At 40.4% G+C, this 16,453-nt stretch carries 13 protein-coding genes; 11 read left to right on the forward strand and 2 right to left on the reverse strand.

Features of this window, described 5'->3' with window-relative positions; genetic code table 11:
- The first annotated feature begins 115 nt into the window (after positions 1-115).
- From FZC88_RS02330 to pyc, 3 genes are all read left to right on the forward strand, one after another.
- Positions 116-397: an Fpa/YlaN family protein gene (locus FZC88_RS02330; RefSeq protein WP_113968349.1), complete on the forward strand. Its 282-nt coding sequence runs from the start codon at positions 116-118 to the stop codon at positions 395-397.
- Between the two features lie 114 nt (positions 398-511).
- Positions 512-1,729: an FtsW/RodA/SpoVE family cell cycle protein gene (locus FZC88_RS02335; protein ID WP_148993516.1), complete on the forward strand. Its 1,218-nt coding sequence runs from the start codon at positions 512-514 to the stop codon at positions 1,727-1,729.
- Between the two features lie 142 nt (positions 1,730-1,871).
- On the forward strand, positions 1,872-5,312 hold the full coding sequence (gene pyc / locus FZC88_RS02340; protein ID WP_148993517.1) for a pyruvate carboxylase: 3,441 nt from the start codon (positions 1,872-1,874) through the stop codon (positions 5,310-5,312).
- Between the two features lie 40 nt (positions 5,313-5,352).
- On the opposite strand, the gene FZC88_RS02345 is transcribed toward pyc, so the two are convergent.
- Positions 5,353-6,273 (reverse strand): COX15/CtaA family protein, encoded by a 921-nt coding sequence (locus FZC88_RS02345; RefSeq protein ID WP_262371621.1) that lies wholly within the window; start codon positions 6,271-6,273, stop codon positions 5,353-5,355.
- A gap of 481 nt (positions 6,274-6,754) precedes the next feature.
- On the opposite strand from FZC88_RS02345, the gene cyoE reads away from it, so the two are divergent.
- The 8 genes from cyoE to FZC88_RS02385 all read left to right on the forward strand — a co-directional run bounded on the left by cyoE (position 6,755) and on the right by FZC88_RS02385 (position 15,322).
- Positions 6,755-7,666, forward strand: coding sequence for a heme o synthase (gene cyoE / locus FZC88_RS02350; protein ID WP_148993518.1), 912 nt, complete (start codon positions 6,755-6,757; stop codon positions 7,664-7,666).
- A 103-nt stretch (positions 7,667-7,769) separates the two neighbouring features.
- Complete coding sequence (gene coxB / locus FZC88_RS02355) at positions 7,770-8,846, forward strand: cytochrome c oxidase subunit II (RefSeq protein ID WP_148993519.1); 1,077 nt, start codon at positions 7,770-7,772, stop codon at positions 8,844-8,846.
- Positions 8,847-8,875: 29 nt separating this feature from the next.
- The gene (ctaD, locus tag FZC88_RS02360) at positions 8,876-10,747 is read left to right on the forward strand and encodes a cytochrome c oxidase subunit I (RefSeq protein WP_148968622.1); all 1,872 of its coding nucleotides are present in this window, start codon (positions 8,876-8,878) and stop codon (positions 10,745-10,747) included.
- Positions 10,747-11,376, forward strand: coding sequence for a cytochrome (ubi)quinol oxidase subunit III (locus tag FZC88_RS02365; RefSeq protein ID WP_148993520.1), 630 nt, complete (start codon positions 10,747-10,749; stop codon positions 11,374-11,376). The genes ctaD and FZC88_RS02365 overlap by 1 nt, the downstream gene beginning before the upstream one ends.
- Positions 11,377-11,380: 4 nt before the next feature.
- Positions 11,381-11,713 (forward strand): cytochrome c oxidase subunit IVB, encoded by a 333-nt coding sequence (gene ctaF, locus FZC88_RS02370; protein WP_044337517.1) that lies wholly within the window; start codon positions 11,381-11,383, stop codon positions 11,711-11,713.
- Positions 11,714-12,146: 433 nt separating this feature from the next.
- Complete coding sequence (gene ctaG, locus FZC88_RS02375) at positions 12,147-13,052, forward strand: cytochrome c oxidase assembly factor CtaG (protein WP_148993521.1); 906 nt, start codon at positions 12,147-12,149, stop codon at positions 13,050-13,052.
- 72 nt (positions 13,053-13,124) lie between these two features.
- Positions 13,125-13,586, forward strand: a complete 462-nt coding sequence (locus FZC88_RS02380; protein ID WP_148968624.1) for a DUF420 domain-containing protein — start codon at positions 13,125-13,127, stop codon at positions 13,584-13,586.
- Between the two features lie 590 nt (positions 13,587-14,176).
- Positions 14,177-15,322: a GNAT family N-acetyltransferase gene (locus tag FZC88_RS02385; protein WP_148993522.1), complete on the forward strand. Its 1,146-nt coding sequence runs from the start codon at positions 14,177-14,179 to the stop codon at positions 15,320-15,322.
- A 54-nt stretch (positions 15,323-15,376) separates the two neighbouring features.
- Here the strand turns inward: FZC88_RS02385 and ytvI are convergent, their stop codons facing one another.
- Positions 15,377-16,435 carry a sporulation integral membrane protein YtvI gene (ytvI, locus tag FZC88_RS02390; RefSeq protein ID WP_148993523.1) on the reverse strand — a complete coding sequence of 353 codons (1,059 nt, stop codon included), beginning with the start codon at positions 16,433-16,435 and terminating at the stop codon, positions 15,377-15,379.
- Between the last annotated feature and the right edge of the window lie 18 nt (positions 16,436-16,453).

Consider the following 16,453-nt stretch of genomic DNA (forward strand, 5'->3'; position numbering starts at 1 on the left):
TTCGAATTTCTGTCATAGAATCCCGGGGAATACACTTATTTTTCTTGCAATTTCTCTGATTTAACGATAAAATTTTAAGACAGGAAAGCTATTTGTTCGGAATGGGGGGATCACTGTGGCGTCAGAAATGACAATTAATCATCGAGAAAAAGCCTATGAACTGCTAAAGGCCGACGCAGAAAAGATTTTACAACTTATTAAAGTACAAATGGATAATTTAACGATGCCCCAATGTCCTCTTTATGAGGAAGTATTGGATACCCAAATGTTCGGATTATCTCGTGAAATAGAATTTGCGGTCCGTTTAGGATTAGTAGATGATCAAGATGGAAAAGAGCTGATTGATTCTTTGGAAAGACAACTTTCTGCCCTTCATGAAGCATCTACAAAAAAGTAAAATAGTCATGACAACTCAAACAATACATGGATCTGTTGTTTGAGTTTTTTTGTTAAAGAATCTGACTGGTTGGGATTAATTTAAATGATATAAGAGAAAAAGGATTGAAATGTCATGATTAAAAAAATAGCAAAGTCCTATGATTATTCATTAATCGCTGTATATGTATTCCTTTGTCTTTTTGGTCTGGTAATGATTTATAGTGCGAGTATGGTCATGGCTGTAGAACGATTTGGTTGGGAAAGTGACCATTTCTATAAAAGACAGATGATCAATATTCTCATCGGTTTCTTTGCCTTTACGATAGCAGCATGGTTTCCTTACAAAGCATTCCAAGTGGGGAAAATAATCAAGGGACTCATGTTTATCGTTATCGGATTATTAATCGGGGTACATATTTTCGGTTATGAAGTAAACAACGCAAAAAGCTGGATTAATTTAGGTTTCATGCCCATTCAGCCATCGGAGTTCGCCAAGCTTGCAGTCATTATTTATCTTGGCTCTGTATACTCCAAGAAACAGGCATACATAGATGATTTTAATAAGGGCCTTGCCCCGCCATTACTATTTTTAGGTTTTATATGTTTTTTAGTCTTTTTAGAGCCTGACTTTGGTACGGCGGCTATCATTTTCGCCATCGGAGCAATCGTCATTTCCTGCTCAGGGATCAGTTTTAAAACCTTCTTCAAACTGACAGGTTTGGGAGCAGGTCTGTTGATCGTACTCTCACCGGTCATATACCTGGCAAGGGGCTTTATTTTTACGAGAGAAAGACTTAGCAGGATTGAAGCGTATTTATCACCGTTTAAATATGCCCAAGGGGAAGGGTACCACTTGGTGAACTCATACCTTGCTATTGGCTCTGGAGGGGTAAAAGGGCTTGGATTAGGTCAAAGTGTTCAAAAACTGGGTTATCTCCCTGAACCACAAACGGATTTCATTATGGCTATCATTGCTGAAGAATTAGGTGTATTCGGTGTAAGCTTTGTCATACTCGGACTCTCTTATATCGTGCTTCGGGGCATATATACGGGAGTTAAATGCCAGGACCCGTTTGGAACGATGCTGGCCATCGGAATATCCAGTATGATTGGTATTCAAGCCTTCATTAATTTAGGAGGGGTATCCGGATTAATCCCGATTACAGGTGTACCACTTCCATTTATCAGCTATGGAGGATCATCACTATTAGTGCTGTCTTTGTCGATGGGTGTCCTTGTGAATGTGTCGATGTTTGTAAAATATGAAGAAAAATATAAAATAAAGAAGGAAAATGGCTACCCTTCGGAGAATATGGATAATAGCAAAAAAATATATGGCGTAAAAATGTAGGTCACTTTGATAGAGTATCTAAAACTCTAAGTCTAGGGTCTGCCCCCTAAGATACTTCTTGATTATCTTTCGGGTCAGCCCTTTTTTCATAGACTGCTTTACAGAGATTTTCAATCATGAATAGCCTAAAGGAGAGAGTGTATTGAAGAAAATCAAAAAAGTATTAGTAGCAAATCGCGGTGAAATTGCCATCCGTGTGTTTCGTGCATGTACGGAGCTTAATATTAGAACCGTCGCCATTTACAGTAAGGAAGATTCGGGAGCATATCATCGATATAAAGCAGATGAGGCCTACCTGACAGGAGAAGGAAAGAAACCAATTGATGCTTATTTAGATATAGAGGGGATCATTCGGATCGCAAAGAACGCCGATGTCGATGCCATCCATCCCGGTTACGGTTTTTTGTCCGAAAATATTCATTTTGCCAGACGTTGTGAAGAAGAGGGGATTACCTTCATAGGTCCTCATTCAGAGCACTTAAATATGTTCGGTGACAAAGTAAAGGCGCGTCATCAGGCACAATTAGCCAATATTCCGGTTATTCCGGGAACAGATGGACCTGTAGAAACGCTAGAAGAAGTCATTAGCTTCGGGAAGGACCATGGATTCCCGATCATCATCAAAGCTTCATTAGGTGGCGGAGGACGTGGAATGCGTATCGTCCGTAACCTGGAAAGCTTAAAGGAAGCATACGAGCGCGCTAAATCTGAAGCGAAAGCAGCATTTGGTAATGATGAAATATATGTTGAGAAATTTGTTGAGAATCCTAAACATATAGAAGTTCAAATTCTTGGGGACGAAGACGGCAACATTATTCACTTATATGAACGCGATTGTTCCATCCAGAGACGTCACCAGAAAGTAGTTGAAATAGCACCATCCGTATCCTTGAGTGATCAGTTGAGAGAGGATATTTGTGATGCAGCCGTCCGGTTGATGGATAATGTAAAGTATGTGAATGCAGGTACGGTTGAGTTCCTGGTTGCAAATGAGCAGTTCTATTTCATCGAGGTAAATCCTCGTGTTCAGGTAGAGCATACGATTACGGAAATGGTTACCGGAGTGGATATTGTCCAATCGCAATTAATGATTGCCGAAGGTCATGCACTACATAGCAGTAAGCTTGGCATACCTGTTCAAGAAGAAATCCGGACAAATGGGTTTGCCATTCAGTCCCGTGTGACAACAGAAGATCCATTGAACAACTTTATGCCTGACACAGGGAAGATCATGGCTTACCGTTCAGGCGGGGGATTCGGGGTTCGATTGGATGCAGGTAACGGGTTCCAGGGGGCCGTCATTACACCATACTATGATTCCCTTCTTGTAAAACTGTCCACCTGGGCTTTGACATTTGAACAAGCTGCATCCAAAATGGTCAGAAATCTTCAAGAATTTAGAATACGTGGAATCAAGACGAATATTCCTTTCCTTGAAAATGTCGTTAAGCATGAAAACTTTATAACGGGTAAGTATGATACATCCTTTATTGATACAACCCCTGAACTGTTTATTTTTCCGAAACGAAAAGACCGTGGTACGAAGATGCTTTCTTATATCGGAAATGTAACCGTGAATGGTTTTCCTGGAATCGAGAAGAAGAAAAAGCCTGTATTCTCTAAGCCTAGGATTCCTGCTATTGACTTGAAACAAGACTTTAAGCCTGGGACAAAGCAAATTTTAGATCAACATGGTGCTGAAGGTTTGGTTAATTGGGTCAAGGAACAAAATTCAGTGCTCCTGACTGATACAACTTTCCGGGATGCGCACCAATCATTATTGGCTACGCGTGTCAGAACAAACGACCTGAAGCAAATTGCACATCCGACATCTCACCTGCTTCCTGATATGTTCTCCTATGAAATGTGGGGAGGGGCAACGTTTGATGTAGCCTATCGTTTTCTAAAGGAAGATCCCTGGAATCGATTATTAACTATGAGAGAGGACATTCCCAATGTTCTATTCCAAATGCTGCTGAGGGCATCAAATGCCGTTGGATATAAGAACTATCCTGATAATGTCATAAAAGAATTTGTTGAGAAATCAGCATTCGCAGGTATTGACGTCTTCCGGATATTTGACAGTTTAAACTGGGTCAAGGGTATGGAAGTAGCCATTGATGCGGTAAGACAAAGCGGGAAAATCGCCGAGGCAGCCATTTGTTATACAGGTGACATTGAAGATTCTACCCGGACCAAATATAGTATTGATTACTATAAGAATCTGGCAAAAGAGTTAGAAGCAAGCGGGGCGCATATATTAGCGATTAAAGACATGGCGGGGCTCTTAAAACCACAGGCAGCCTACCGACTTATTTCAGAACTGAAAGATACGGTAAGTCTGCCTATCCACCTACACACCCATGATACAAGTGGAAACGGTATTTACACATACGCAAGAGCCGTTGAAGCAGGTGTGGATATTGTCGACACAGCCCTTAGCACGATGTCTGGATTAACATCTCAACCAAGTGCCAATACACTTTACTACGCATTGAAAGGAACTGAAAGGGAACCTAATGTAGATATTAACTCATTGGAGACTCTTTCCCACTATTGGGAAGACGTTCGAAAATATTATACAGACTTTGAAAGTGGGATGATGTCTCCTCATTCAGAGGTTTACAAGCACGAAATGCCCGGGGGACAATATAGTAATCTTCAGCAGCAGGCAAAAGCTGTAGGACTCGGGCATCGATGGGAAGAAGTCAAAGAAATGTATGCAAGGGTCAACCACCTCTTTGGGGATATCGTAAAGGTTACTCCTTCATCAAAAGTTGTCGGGGATATGGCGTTGTTCATGGTGCAGAATGATTTGTCGGAGAAAGATGTAATCGAAAAAGGGGAAAAGATTGACTTCCCTGATTCAGTGGTGGAATTATTCGAAGGGTATTTGGGTCAGCCTCATGGAGGATTCCCGAAAGACTTACAAAGCGTGATTCTGAAAGGGCGCACTCCATTAACCGTTCGACCTGGGGAGCTCCTTGATGATGTGGACTTCACAGCACTCAAAGAAAAACTCTTCGAAGAACTGCAACGCCCTGTCACTAGTTTCGATGCTCTTGGATATGCTCTATATCCTAAAGTGTTTATGGAATACGCACATACAATGGATCAATTTGGTGATATTTCCACTCTCGATACGCCTACTTTCTTATTCGGAATGAGACTTGGTGAAGAGATTGAGGTTGAAATTGAAACCGGGAAAACACTTATTGTCAAGCTGGTTTCCATTGGCCAGGCTCAGGCAGATGGTACACGGATCGTCTACTTTGAACTGAATGGTCAGCCGCGTGAAATTGTGATAAAAGATGAAAGCATTAAATCGACAGTGGCAGCCAAGATGAAGGCTGACGCAAAAAATGAGACTCATATTGGTGCTTCCATGCCTGGAACCGTGATTAAGGTAATTGCTGAAAAAGGAGAGGCGGTAGAAAAAGGGGATCACTTAATGATCACCGAAGCCATGAAAATGGAAACGACCGTTCAAGCTCCGTTTGCAGGGGTAGTGAAAGATATCTATGTGCAAAATGGTGATGCCATTAGCCCTGGTGACCTATTAATAGAAGTTCAAAAAGCATAAACAAAAAAGGATTCCGGTTATGACCGGAATCCTTTTTTTGTTATGCCTTCAGCTTACTTCTTGAGATGAGCAGGATAAAGTAACAGAGTAGTCCAAATAGACAAGAGATGATCAAAGCGTGCAATAAAGCTATACCTAAGTTTAATCTTGTGAACACAACGAGTGCTCCGGACATGACTTGAAGGGATACCAGCGTAAATGCGATGATCCATCCCCAATAAATAACCTTTTGGTGCTTATGCTCTTTGATCGCAATATATGTGATATAAGCAATCCATAAGAAAATGAGTCCTGCTGCTGTCCGATGACCCATTTGAATCCACTCATACAGATTGGATGGGAGACCCGGAGAAGAGTTAACACATAAAGGCCAATCTTTACACACCAAGCTCGAATCCGTGTGTCTGACTAAAGCACCGGTATAAACAACAATATAGCTATATAAAGTGACTCCTATTGTATGGAATCTCATTCGTTTATTAATGACCAATGAGTTGGCATCAAATTTCTGATCGACTTCAAAAATCAGAAGTGTTAACAATAGAATTGAAGCAAAAGATATAAGGGAAATCCCGAAATGCAGTGCAAGTACGAAGTCTGATTGACCCCAGAGTACAGCGGCAGCTCCGATTAGACCTTGTAACACTAAGAAAAAGAAAGAGAGTGCAGCAAGGAATTTTGTTTCACGCTTATAACCAATCGCTCTCCATGACCATATCGATAATGCCAATACTAATAATCCTACACCACCGGAGACAACCCGGTGTGCCAATTCTATGACAAGCTCGAATGTTATATCGCTTGGAATCAATTGTCCGTTACATAATGGCCAAGATCGTCCGCAGCCCATACCAGATTCGGTCTTTGTAACGAGGGCTCCTCCCAATAGAACAAATAACATACCAAGAGTGGTGAGAACGGCAAGCCACTTTAATCCTTTGTGGACACCTTTATTATGCAATCTATTCACCTTCTTAATTAATAGACTCTACACACTTTCTAATTTATAAATATAGTAGAAAAATATATATGCCCCTACGATAATACATAAAAGGTCAGTAAAACTCAACCGATAAAATGTTACAGAATTATGAGCATGATAATTATTTATATGAAGAGAATAACTATTAGTAGATAATGACTAATTTGCAGAAAAACAAAATCTGTAAGCGCTTAGCTTTGTTTTATGGTATGATGGGTTTAAAATGTTTGTAGAAATATGAAGAAACGTCTGCGTTTTTCTTTCTTCACAATTTCTTCACAATATTGTCTAATTCTCCCCCAAAAAGGAAAAAATATATGGTTTAATATAATATTGATAGCATATATACTATTTCTTATCTGTGCATGAATTATCAGACGGATATAGAAATAGTGAATCATTTCCTATATAGTAAGAGGTGGCAACTGGCCTCTGGCTTTTTATAGAGAGGAGGAAGAGAATGTCTAGTCGAATGATGACTAACGCTCAAGAAGCAGATTTGACAACCTCAACTGCTTGGAAGGACTTTTTAGCACTAATCAAAATTGGTATCGTTAATTCAAACTTAATTACAACCTTTACAGGTATGTGGTTAGCTTTTTACTTTACTAATACACACTTTCTAAATTCTCTTGATACGATGTTCCTGACGTTGATAGGTTCTTCCCTAATTATCGCGGGTTCCTGCTCCATAAATAATGTGTATGATCGAGACATCGATCCTCTGATGGAACGTACGAAGGGACGCCCTACCGTAACAGGTAAGATCAATGCACCTAAAGCTTTGTCTTTGGGATTAATTATGATTGCAGTGGGAATCATAATGTTATTTATGACTACCGTCACTGCAGGTGTGATAGGAATCATTGGGGTATTTAGTTACGTTGTATTATATACAATGTGGTCTAAGAGGAAATACGTAAGCAACACAATTGTAGGGAGTATCTCAGGTGCAGTCCCGCCGTTAATCGGTTGGTCAGCTGTAGACGCAAATCTGGATATCATCGCATGGGTTCTGTTCCTAATGATGTTTATCTGGCAACCCCCTCATTTCTACGCTTTAGCGATGAAGAGAGTGGAAGAATACAGAGCAGCGAATATACCGATGCTCCCCGTAGTAAAGGGATTTGCTACAACAAAGCACCATATCGTTGCTTGGGTTGCAGCATTACTGCCTCTGCCATTCTTCTTGATGGATTTAGGAATGTTTTTCTTTATCCTTGCAACAGCCTTTAATATTGGCTGGCTGGCACTGGGACTCGCAGGTTACAAAATGAAAGATGATATTAAGTGGTCAAAACTTATGTTTGTCTATTCACTAAATTATTTAACTATCTTGTTCGTGGCGATGGTTATCGTTACTGTACTATAAGATTAGTGGGAATTCTTTCTGATAAGAAATCCAAATAGATATTTTTTATGAGTCCTTGTTTTATTCAAAAGTATATTACATGAAAGAGGGGTTTGATTAAGCTATGAAAGCAAGGCTATCTAAGTGGCGCTTATTCTCAATTGTAGCAATGTTAGCGCTAGTTCTTTCTGGTTGTGGAGAGCCATTTCTCTCCACATTACAGCCAGCTGGTGAAGTAGCACAGTCACAATATGATTTAATGATACTGTCTACATTAATAATGGTATTGGTAATCATTGTAGTAGTCATCGTCTATATGGTGGCAATCATTCGTTTCCGTAGAAAAAAGGGAGATACTACTATCCCGAAACAAGTTGAAGGTAGTCACACACTTGAAATCGTGTGGACAGTAATACCAATAATCCTTCTTCTTATCCTGGCTGTTCCAACCGTAACGTCTACTTTCGAATTAGCTGATACAAAGGCTATGGACAAAAAGGACGCAGATGGTAATCGCGAAGCTTTAGTTATAAATGTTCGCGCTAATCTTTACTGGTGGGAATTTGAGTATGAGGATGAAAAAATCATCACTTCACAGGATTTAGTTGTACCAACCGATCAAAGGGTTTACTTCAATGTTACGGCTTCTGATGTTAAACACTCTTTCTGGATTCCAGCAGCTGGAGGAAAGATTGATACAAACGTCGACAACGTAAACACATTCTTCCTTGAATTTGATGCAGAAAAGTCTAAAGAAGCAGGCGGATTATTCTACGGAAAATGTGCTGAGCTATGTGGACCTTCTCATGCTTTAATGGACTTTAAAGTAAAAGCGCTTCCTAAGGACGAGTTTACGGCATGGGTAGAAGATATGAAAAATGCAGGAGAACCTAAACCATCTTCTGATTTAGCTCAACAAGGACAAGAAATCTTCAACCAAAAATGCTTAAGCTGTCACGCAGTATCACCTCAGGATGGACGTCCGGAATCAGCTCGTCTTGCTCCGAACTTAGCAAACTTTGGTGAGCGTACTCGAATCGCAGGTATTCTGGATCACAATGAAGAAGAACTGAAAAATTGGCTGGTTGACCCTGAGCAGTACAAACCAGGTAACAAAATGACAGGTACATATGGTAACCTGCAGGAAGACGAACTCGATGCCCTTGCAGAATATCTGATGGGATTAAAAGTTCAAGATTAATTGGGGATTAGTTAAAGGGAGGTTTAATCGTGAGTAGCTATGCACAGAAAAAAGGCTTCGGCGCGACTGTTTGGGACTATTTAACAACAGTAGACCATAAAAAGATCGCCATCCTTTACCTTATGGCTGGAGGATTCTTCTTCTTAGTCGGTGGATTAGAAGCTCTTATCATTCGTATACAGCTTGCTGTTCCTAACAATGACTTTGTTAGTGCTGGCTTATACAACGAAGTTTTAACAATGCACGGTACAACGATGATTTTCTTAGCGGCCATGCCGTTAATATTCGCATTCATGAATGCGGTTGTACCTTTACAAATCGGTGCTCGTGACGTTGCATTTCCTTTTCTGAATTCATTAGGTTTTTGGTTATTCTTCGCAGGTGGAGTATTCCTTAACCTTTCATGGTTCTTAGGCGGAGCACCGGATGCGGGGTGGACTTCATATGCTTCACTCTCAATGGCATCTAAAGGACATGGGATTGATTTCTATGTACTGGGGCTACAGATTTCAGGTGCAGGTACATTAATAGGTGGGATCAACTTCCTTGTAACCATCATTAATATGCGTGCTCCAGGTATGACATACATGCGTATGCCTCTATTTACATGGACAGTATTTGTTACCTCGGCACTTATATTATTCGCGTTCCCTGCTTTAACGGTAGGATTATTCTTAATGTTATTTGATCGTATGTTCGGATCGAATTTCTTTGATGTAGCGAATGGCGGTAACACCATTATTTGGGAGCATTTCTTCTGGATTTTTGGTCACCCTGAGGTATACATCCTTGTATTGCCTGCTTTCGGAATTTTCTCTGAGATCATTCCACACTTCTCTAGAAAACGTTTATTCGGTTACTCATCCATGGTATTTGCGACCGTACTTATCGGTTTCTTAGGATTCATGGTTTGGGCTCACCATATGTTTACAGTAGGTCTTGGACCAATCGCAAATGCAATCTTCGCCGTTGCGACAATGGCCATTGCCGTTCCAACGGGTATCAAAATCTTTAACTGGCTCCTTACGATGTGGGGAGGAAGCATCAGCTTCACTACTCCAATGCTCTACGCAGTAGCGTTTATCCCTACTTTCGTAGCAGGTGGAGTAACCGGAATTATGAACGCAGCTGCAACAGCTGACTATCAGTTCCATGATACGTATTTCGTTGTTGCCCATTTCCACTACGTTATCGTTGGTGGGGTAGTATTTGCCCTGTTGGCAGGTACTCACTATTACTGGCCAAAAATGTTCGGTACAATGTTAAACGATTTCTTAGGGAAAATCGCTTTCTGGTTATTCTTTATCGGATTCCACTTAACATTCTTTATTCAGCATTTCCTTGGTTTAATGGGTATGCCTCGTCGTATTTGGAAGTTCTTGCCTGGTCAAGGATTAGAAACAGGAAACTTAATCTCCTCTATTGGAGCAGGCTTCATGGGAGTCGCAGTTATCGTACTTCTTGTTAACGTCATCATGACTCAAGTTAAAGGGGTTAAGGTTTCTAATGACCCATGGGGAGACGGACGTACCATTGAATGGGCGATTCCATCACCACCACCATTCTATAACTTTAAGCAAACTCCGCTTATCCGTGGCTTAGATGCTTATTGGTTAGAAAAAATGGAAGGTAAAAAAGATCTAACACCGGCAGAACCAATCGGAGATATCCATATGCCGAATAACTCGATACTACCGGTAATCATTTCACTTGGGCTATTCATAGCAGCATTTGGTGCTATGTATCATCCGGATGGAGATAAAGCTTGGGCAATCCCAGTTCTCGTAATTGGAATGCTTATCACACTAGGTGCAATGTTCTTCCGTTCTGTAATTGATGATCATGGATATCATGTTCATAAAGAAGATTTAATGGATGATGATAAAGGGGGTAAGGCATAATGCATGCCGAAGAAAAATTCACGCCAAAGACCTGGCCGGCCTCCCCTGAAAAGGCAACCCTTGAGGGGAAAAACAAGTTTATGGGCTTTTGGTTTTTCCTTGGTGGAGAAACGGTTCTTTTCGGATCTCTTTTCGCAACATATTTAGCGCTTAAAGACAAAGTTCCTAGTGACAGTCATGCACTTGCTGCTGACATCTTTGATTTACCACTTGCATTTATTGCAACTATGTTACTTCTAACAAGTTCTCTTACAAGTGTTTATGCAATGTACCATATGAAGAACTATAACTTCCAACGCATGCAGGCTTGGTTATTAGTCACGGTTCTTCTAGGTGCAGCTTTCCTTGCATTAGAGATTTATGAGTTTAATCATTACGTACACGAATACGGGCATACTTTTACTAGTAGTGCATTTGGTTCAGCCTTCTACACACTAGTTGGATTCCACGGAGGACACGTAGCTTTCGGTCTTTTATGGATTGTAAGTTTAATGCTTCGAAACGCTAAACGTGGTTTGAACCTTTACAATGCTCCAAAGTTCTATTTAGCTTCTCTATACTGGCACTTTATCGACGTTGTATGGGTATTTATCTTTACAGTAGTATACTTAATGGGAATGGTGGGATAAACTGATGGCGAATCAACAATCAAATTCAGGTAACCCAAGTGTAGATTACGAATATCGTCGTAAGAAAAATGCAGAAGACATGAGAATGCAGGTTACTTCCTTCATGTTAATGATTTTCTTAACATTAGTGGCGTTCATTGCAGTGGCTGGAGATTTTGATAAGTACTTTATTGTACCTTTTATCCTCTTACTTGCAGTGGTTCAACTAATTTTTCAACTTTATTACTTCATGCATATGAGTCATAAAGGTCATGAAGCTCCTGCATTATTCCTGTATTCTGGTGCACTTGTTGCATTTATCACAGTGTTAGCATTTGTAACGATTGTATGGATCTAAATTAAAAAAGTCAGCCGGATGGCTGGCTTTTTTTGTTGGGCTGGAGTTCATATGTGCTTGTCGGGCCTGGTCAAGCCGCTTCCGCTTTTCATTGTCCAGCTACGGGGCTTAGAGGCTCGAGGTCATAAGTCAAACATACCAAAAAGGCAAAGAGCGCCTTTCAGGGATGCTCGTCTTATGCTTGTCGCCTCTGTGCAAAGCCCCTCCGCTTTTCATTGTCCAGCTCCAGCGGCTAGGCCCTCGAGGTCATAAGTCAAACATACCAAAAAGGCAAAGGGGCGCCTTTCCGGTATGTTCGTCTTATGCTTGTCGGGCCTGTTCAAGCCGCTTGCGCTTTTCTAATTGTCAAGAACTTGTCATTACCTTCCGTTGAAGTGGGGGAGGGTTGTCAGTATAATGGGGATAGGTGTTAAATGTGAAATGAGGTGAGCAAATGCCTTTGGGTATTTTTGGTTTTATGGCTTTATGGAGCCCGTTTTTTTTATTGGCTTTAGTATTTATTACGGTCGTATATTTCTTGATCACTGTCAAATGGAGAGACAGTTTTAAAGAAAATGAAAAATTGACCATCAAAGAAGCCACTTATTTTATTCTGGCAATGGTTCTACTATATGGAATTAAGGGTTCGCCGGTAGAAATCATGAGCACAATATTATTTTCTGCTCACATGGCACAAATGGCGTTACTATATTTAGTGGTCACTCCACTGCTCATATTGGGAATTCCTAAATGGGTCTGGAAAGCTGCAGTTGAATTACCGGTGGTTAAGCAAGTATTTAAATTTATGACAAAACCATTGATCTCTTTACTATCTTTCAATATCATCTTTTCGATTTATCATATCCCTTTAGTGTTTGATAATGTCAGAACTGATGCCACTCTTCACGGTTTGGCAACCGTTATTCTATTCTTATTATCTTTATTTATGTGGTGGCCATTACTAAATCCAGTGGATGACGATATTGACTTAAGCGGGCTCAAGCGTATTGGATATATTCTTGGGAGTGCAGTGTTATTGACTCCTGCATGCGGTTTGATCATTTTTGCCGAGAATCCTTTATATGCCCCTTATTATGATCCACAGGAGTTCCTTAAAGCGTTGGCACTATGTGTACCTGTGAACACTCTGGAAGGATTGACGCTGACTGGGCCGGAGTTATTTACCGATATGTCTACACAAAATGATCAACAGCTTGGCGGAGTGATCATGAAGATTGTTCAGGAGATTGTATTTGGAGTTATGCTGTTCAACTTGTTTTTTCAATGGTATCGCAATGATCAGGAGAAACAAGAAAAGCTATCCTATGATCCTGTTGATCCTAAATTGACAGAACAGTAACGTTTGAAGGGATGATGAACGTCATTCCTCTGATTACATAGCATATTATCTTTAGAAAAGAGAGGAACAGAGATGGGTTTACCTATTTTACCTACCATTAGTACCACCTTTATCGTATTAAGTGCAGTCACAGTTGCGATTGGCTGGTGGCAGATTAAACAGAGAAGGATTGAGCAACATCAGAAAACCATGACTCTTGCAGGTATTTTTGCGCTTATCTTTTTCATCATTTATATGAGCAGAACGATCTTTGTTGGGAACACGTCCTTTGGAGGTCCCGATAGCATCAAGATTTATTATACGATTTTTCTAGTATTCCATATAACTTTGGCCACAACCGGGGCAGTATTTGGTCTTATGAGCTTGTGGACGGGCTATAAAGATCGTTTAGCGAGGCACCGTAAGCTGGGACCGATTACGAGTTTTATCTGGTTCTTTACAGCTATTACAGGAGTCGCTGTGTATCTGCTCCTTTATGTATTCTATAAAGGCGGAGAAACAACTTCTGTCATTCGGGCAATACTCGGATATTAAAGAAAACCTATTATGTGAAGAATCACATAATAGGTTTTTTCTTTTGATTAGGCTCTTTTCTAAAGGCTCGTGGCTATCTCAGAGAAGAAAGTAGTAATTGATTTCCGCTACAGGATGCTCGCTTTCCGCGGGGCTGGCGGTGAGCCTCCTCGGCTGTGCCTCCGGGGTCTCACCTGTCCAGCTATTCCCGCAGGAGTCGATCATCCTGCAGCGAGCATCAACTTTCTAAGCATGTATTTTTAATAGAAATAAATAAAATCAAAAGCATTTAGCAAACAATTTTTTTTTGGGGTGAGTAGAATTAATGTCCTATTGAAGAAGAATTCTTTCTTCTAATTAGTTTGTTTTTTAATACCTTTAGCTCTGTCACGAAAAACTTTTAAAGATGGTGAGGGGAACTGCGTAGACTCCTGCGGAAGTACGGTCGTGCCGAGACCCCGGAAGCGAAGCAGTTCCCCTCACCATCAAGCACATATTAATAGACAGAGCTTAAGCAGTCCTATTGTTAAAAACAACAATCTTTGAGAGAACTAAAGGGAATGGTAGAAGCACCGTCGAATGTAGAAATAGTAGAAGGGAGCAGATAGAGCATGATTACAAAATTAAACCACGGTCAGTTTGAAGAATCCTTACAGTTATCAGAATATGCTTTTCAATATGAAGTACCAAGTGAAGACAGAGAGAGACGCCTTCAACAAACTAAAGATCATACTGTGTATGGAATATATGAAGAAGGGAACTTAGCTGCAAAGCTTCATTTGATCCCGCTCCAAGTACACCTGGGTAAACATGTGTATCCGATGGGAGGTATTGCCGGAGTCGCCACCTATCCGGAGTTCAGAAGAAGGGGGTATGTGCGTCAATTAATGGATCATTCATTACAGAAGATGAAGGAGGATGGCACAGTCCTATCCATGCTTCATCCTTTTTCTATTGATTTCTATCGGAAATTTGGATGGGAAGTATTTGCATCTTTCCACAAGGTACAGCTTGAGAAGAAGAACCTTGTACCATTAAAGCCTTACAATGGACTAATCAGGAGATTTAAGAAGGATACATATCCTATTGAATTGGAATCGATTTATGATCGCTATGCGGAGCAGCATAATGGGATGTTGATACGTTCAAAAAAATGGTGGAGGGATAGGAGCATCACCGATCTGTGGATAGCGATATATTATAACGATACAGGGGAAGCAACCGGGTACCTTACTTATGAAGTGAAAAAGGAAAAAATGAAGGTTGAAGAGTTTGTTCCTCTTACAAGTGATGCAAGAATTGGTTTATGGAACTTCATTTGTCAGCATGACTCAATGGTTAATGAAGCTGAACTTATATTGAACCCCTTTGAAGTGTTACCCTATATGCTGAAGAACCCAAGAATTAAAGTAGAGAAGCACCCATATTTCATGGCAAGAATCGTCGATGTTGAAAACTTCCTGAAGAGATATGTAAAAGAGATCGACTTTCAGTATCAACTTAAATTCTCCTTGTCGGATTCGACAGTCGCTTGGAATAACAGCACTTTTATTCTTAATAAAAATGAAGTGGTTGTTGGTGAAAAGATTGAGGCACCGATTTCGCTGGACATCAAAGATTTCACAGCATTAATCTTTGGAGTGCATACCCCTGAGGAACTGCTCCAAATGGGAAAACTTCAGGCTGGGGAGGAGGATTTTCATAAGCTCCAAGCCTTGTCCCAAGGAAATCATCCCTTCTTTTACGATTTCTTTTAAGAGAAAATAAAGTATAAAAGACCAATTCCCTGGCGTTCGGGAATTGGTCTATTTTCATAACTTGAAATTCGTTTTTATTATACCAGCCTCTTTAGCCGAATTAAACACGATAAGGATGAGCGGCCCGATAATAAAGCCCAATACACCAAAGAGTTTTAGCCCTAGATACATGGCGATTAATGTAGCGAGCGGGGATAAACCAATATGGGTTCCCATTACTTTAGGCTCAACCGTTCTCCTTATGATAAGAAGAATGGCTGCCAACACTGCTAGTTGAGTTCCTAATGCGATATTTCCCGTCAGCAGATGGAAAATAGACCAGGGTGCCAAAACAACGATTGATCCTATCAAAGGAATAAAATCAATCACCCATATGATAATCGACATCACGATCGCAACTTCTGGAGAAATGAATAGAAGTCCAATTAAGGAAACGACAAAGATGATGATACTCACCAGGAATTGCGCTTTAAAGAATCCAAAAATAACATAGGTGAGTCGGGAAGTCATAAACGCCACTTTCTCTGCTGTTCTTTCAGTCAGGTGTCCATAAATGGATTTCTTAATTCGAGGTAAGTCCAACATGAAAAGAAAGAGAGCAATTAAGTAAACGAGAAAACTCACTAAATAATTGGGAATATAAGATAAAAACACACTTATCTTTTCAATATTGACAGAGTTAAGAATCTTCGTCTTTCCACTATTTAAGAAATTTTGTACGTCTTCACTGAAGCTTCTCACTAGTTCATCAGGAAGATCCTCAGTCGCATTCAACAGGCGATCCTCGTAATCAAGCCAAATGTCGCTTAATTGGTTTACATATTTCGGGGCATCTTCTATCAGCTTGATACCTTCACCAACGACTTTTGTAGTAACGAAAAACGAGGATACGCTTATAAGAAGCAGGAACAGTATAAAAACAGAAAGTACCGCCATCCGACGTTTTGCAGAGAAACGATTTTGTATAAAGCTAACGGCAGGCTCCAGGAAAAGTGCTGTTATAATCGCAGTAATCAAGGGGACTGAAACAGGTAATATAAAAAAAGCAACTATAGCAAGTATTAAGATGATAAGTGTGATGATTAAAACTTTTTTCGTGAAAAACTTGGACAATGGTGTACCCCTTTCTAA

Origin of the sequence: Rossellomorea aquimaris, assembly GCF_008180865.1 — a bacterium.
GTDB classification, from domain to species: Bacteria; Bacillota; Bacilli; order Bacillales; family Bacillaceae_B; genus Rossellomorea; species Rossellomorea yichunensis.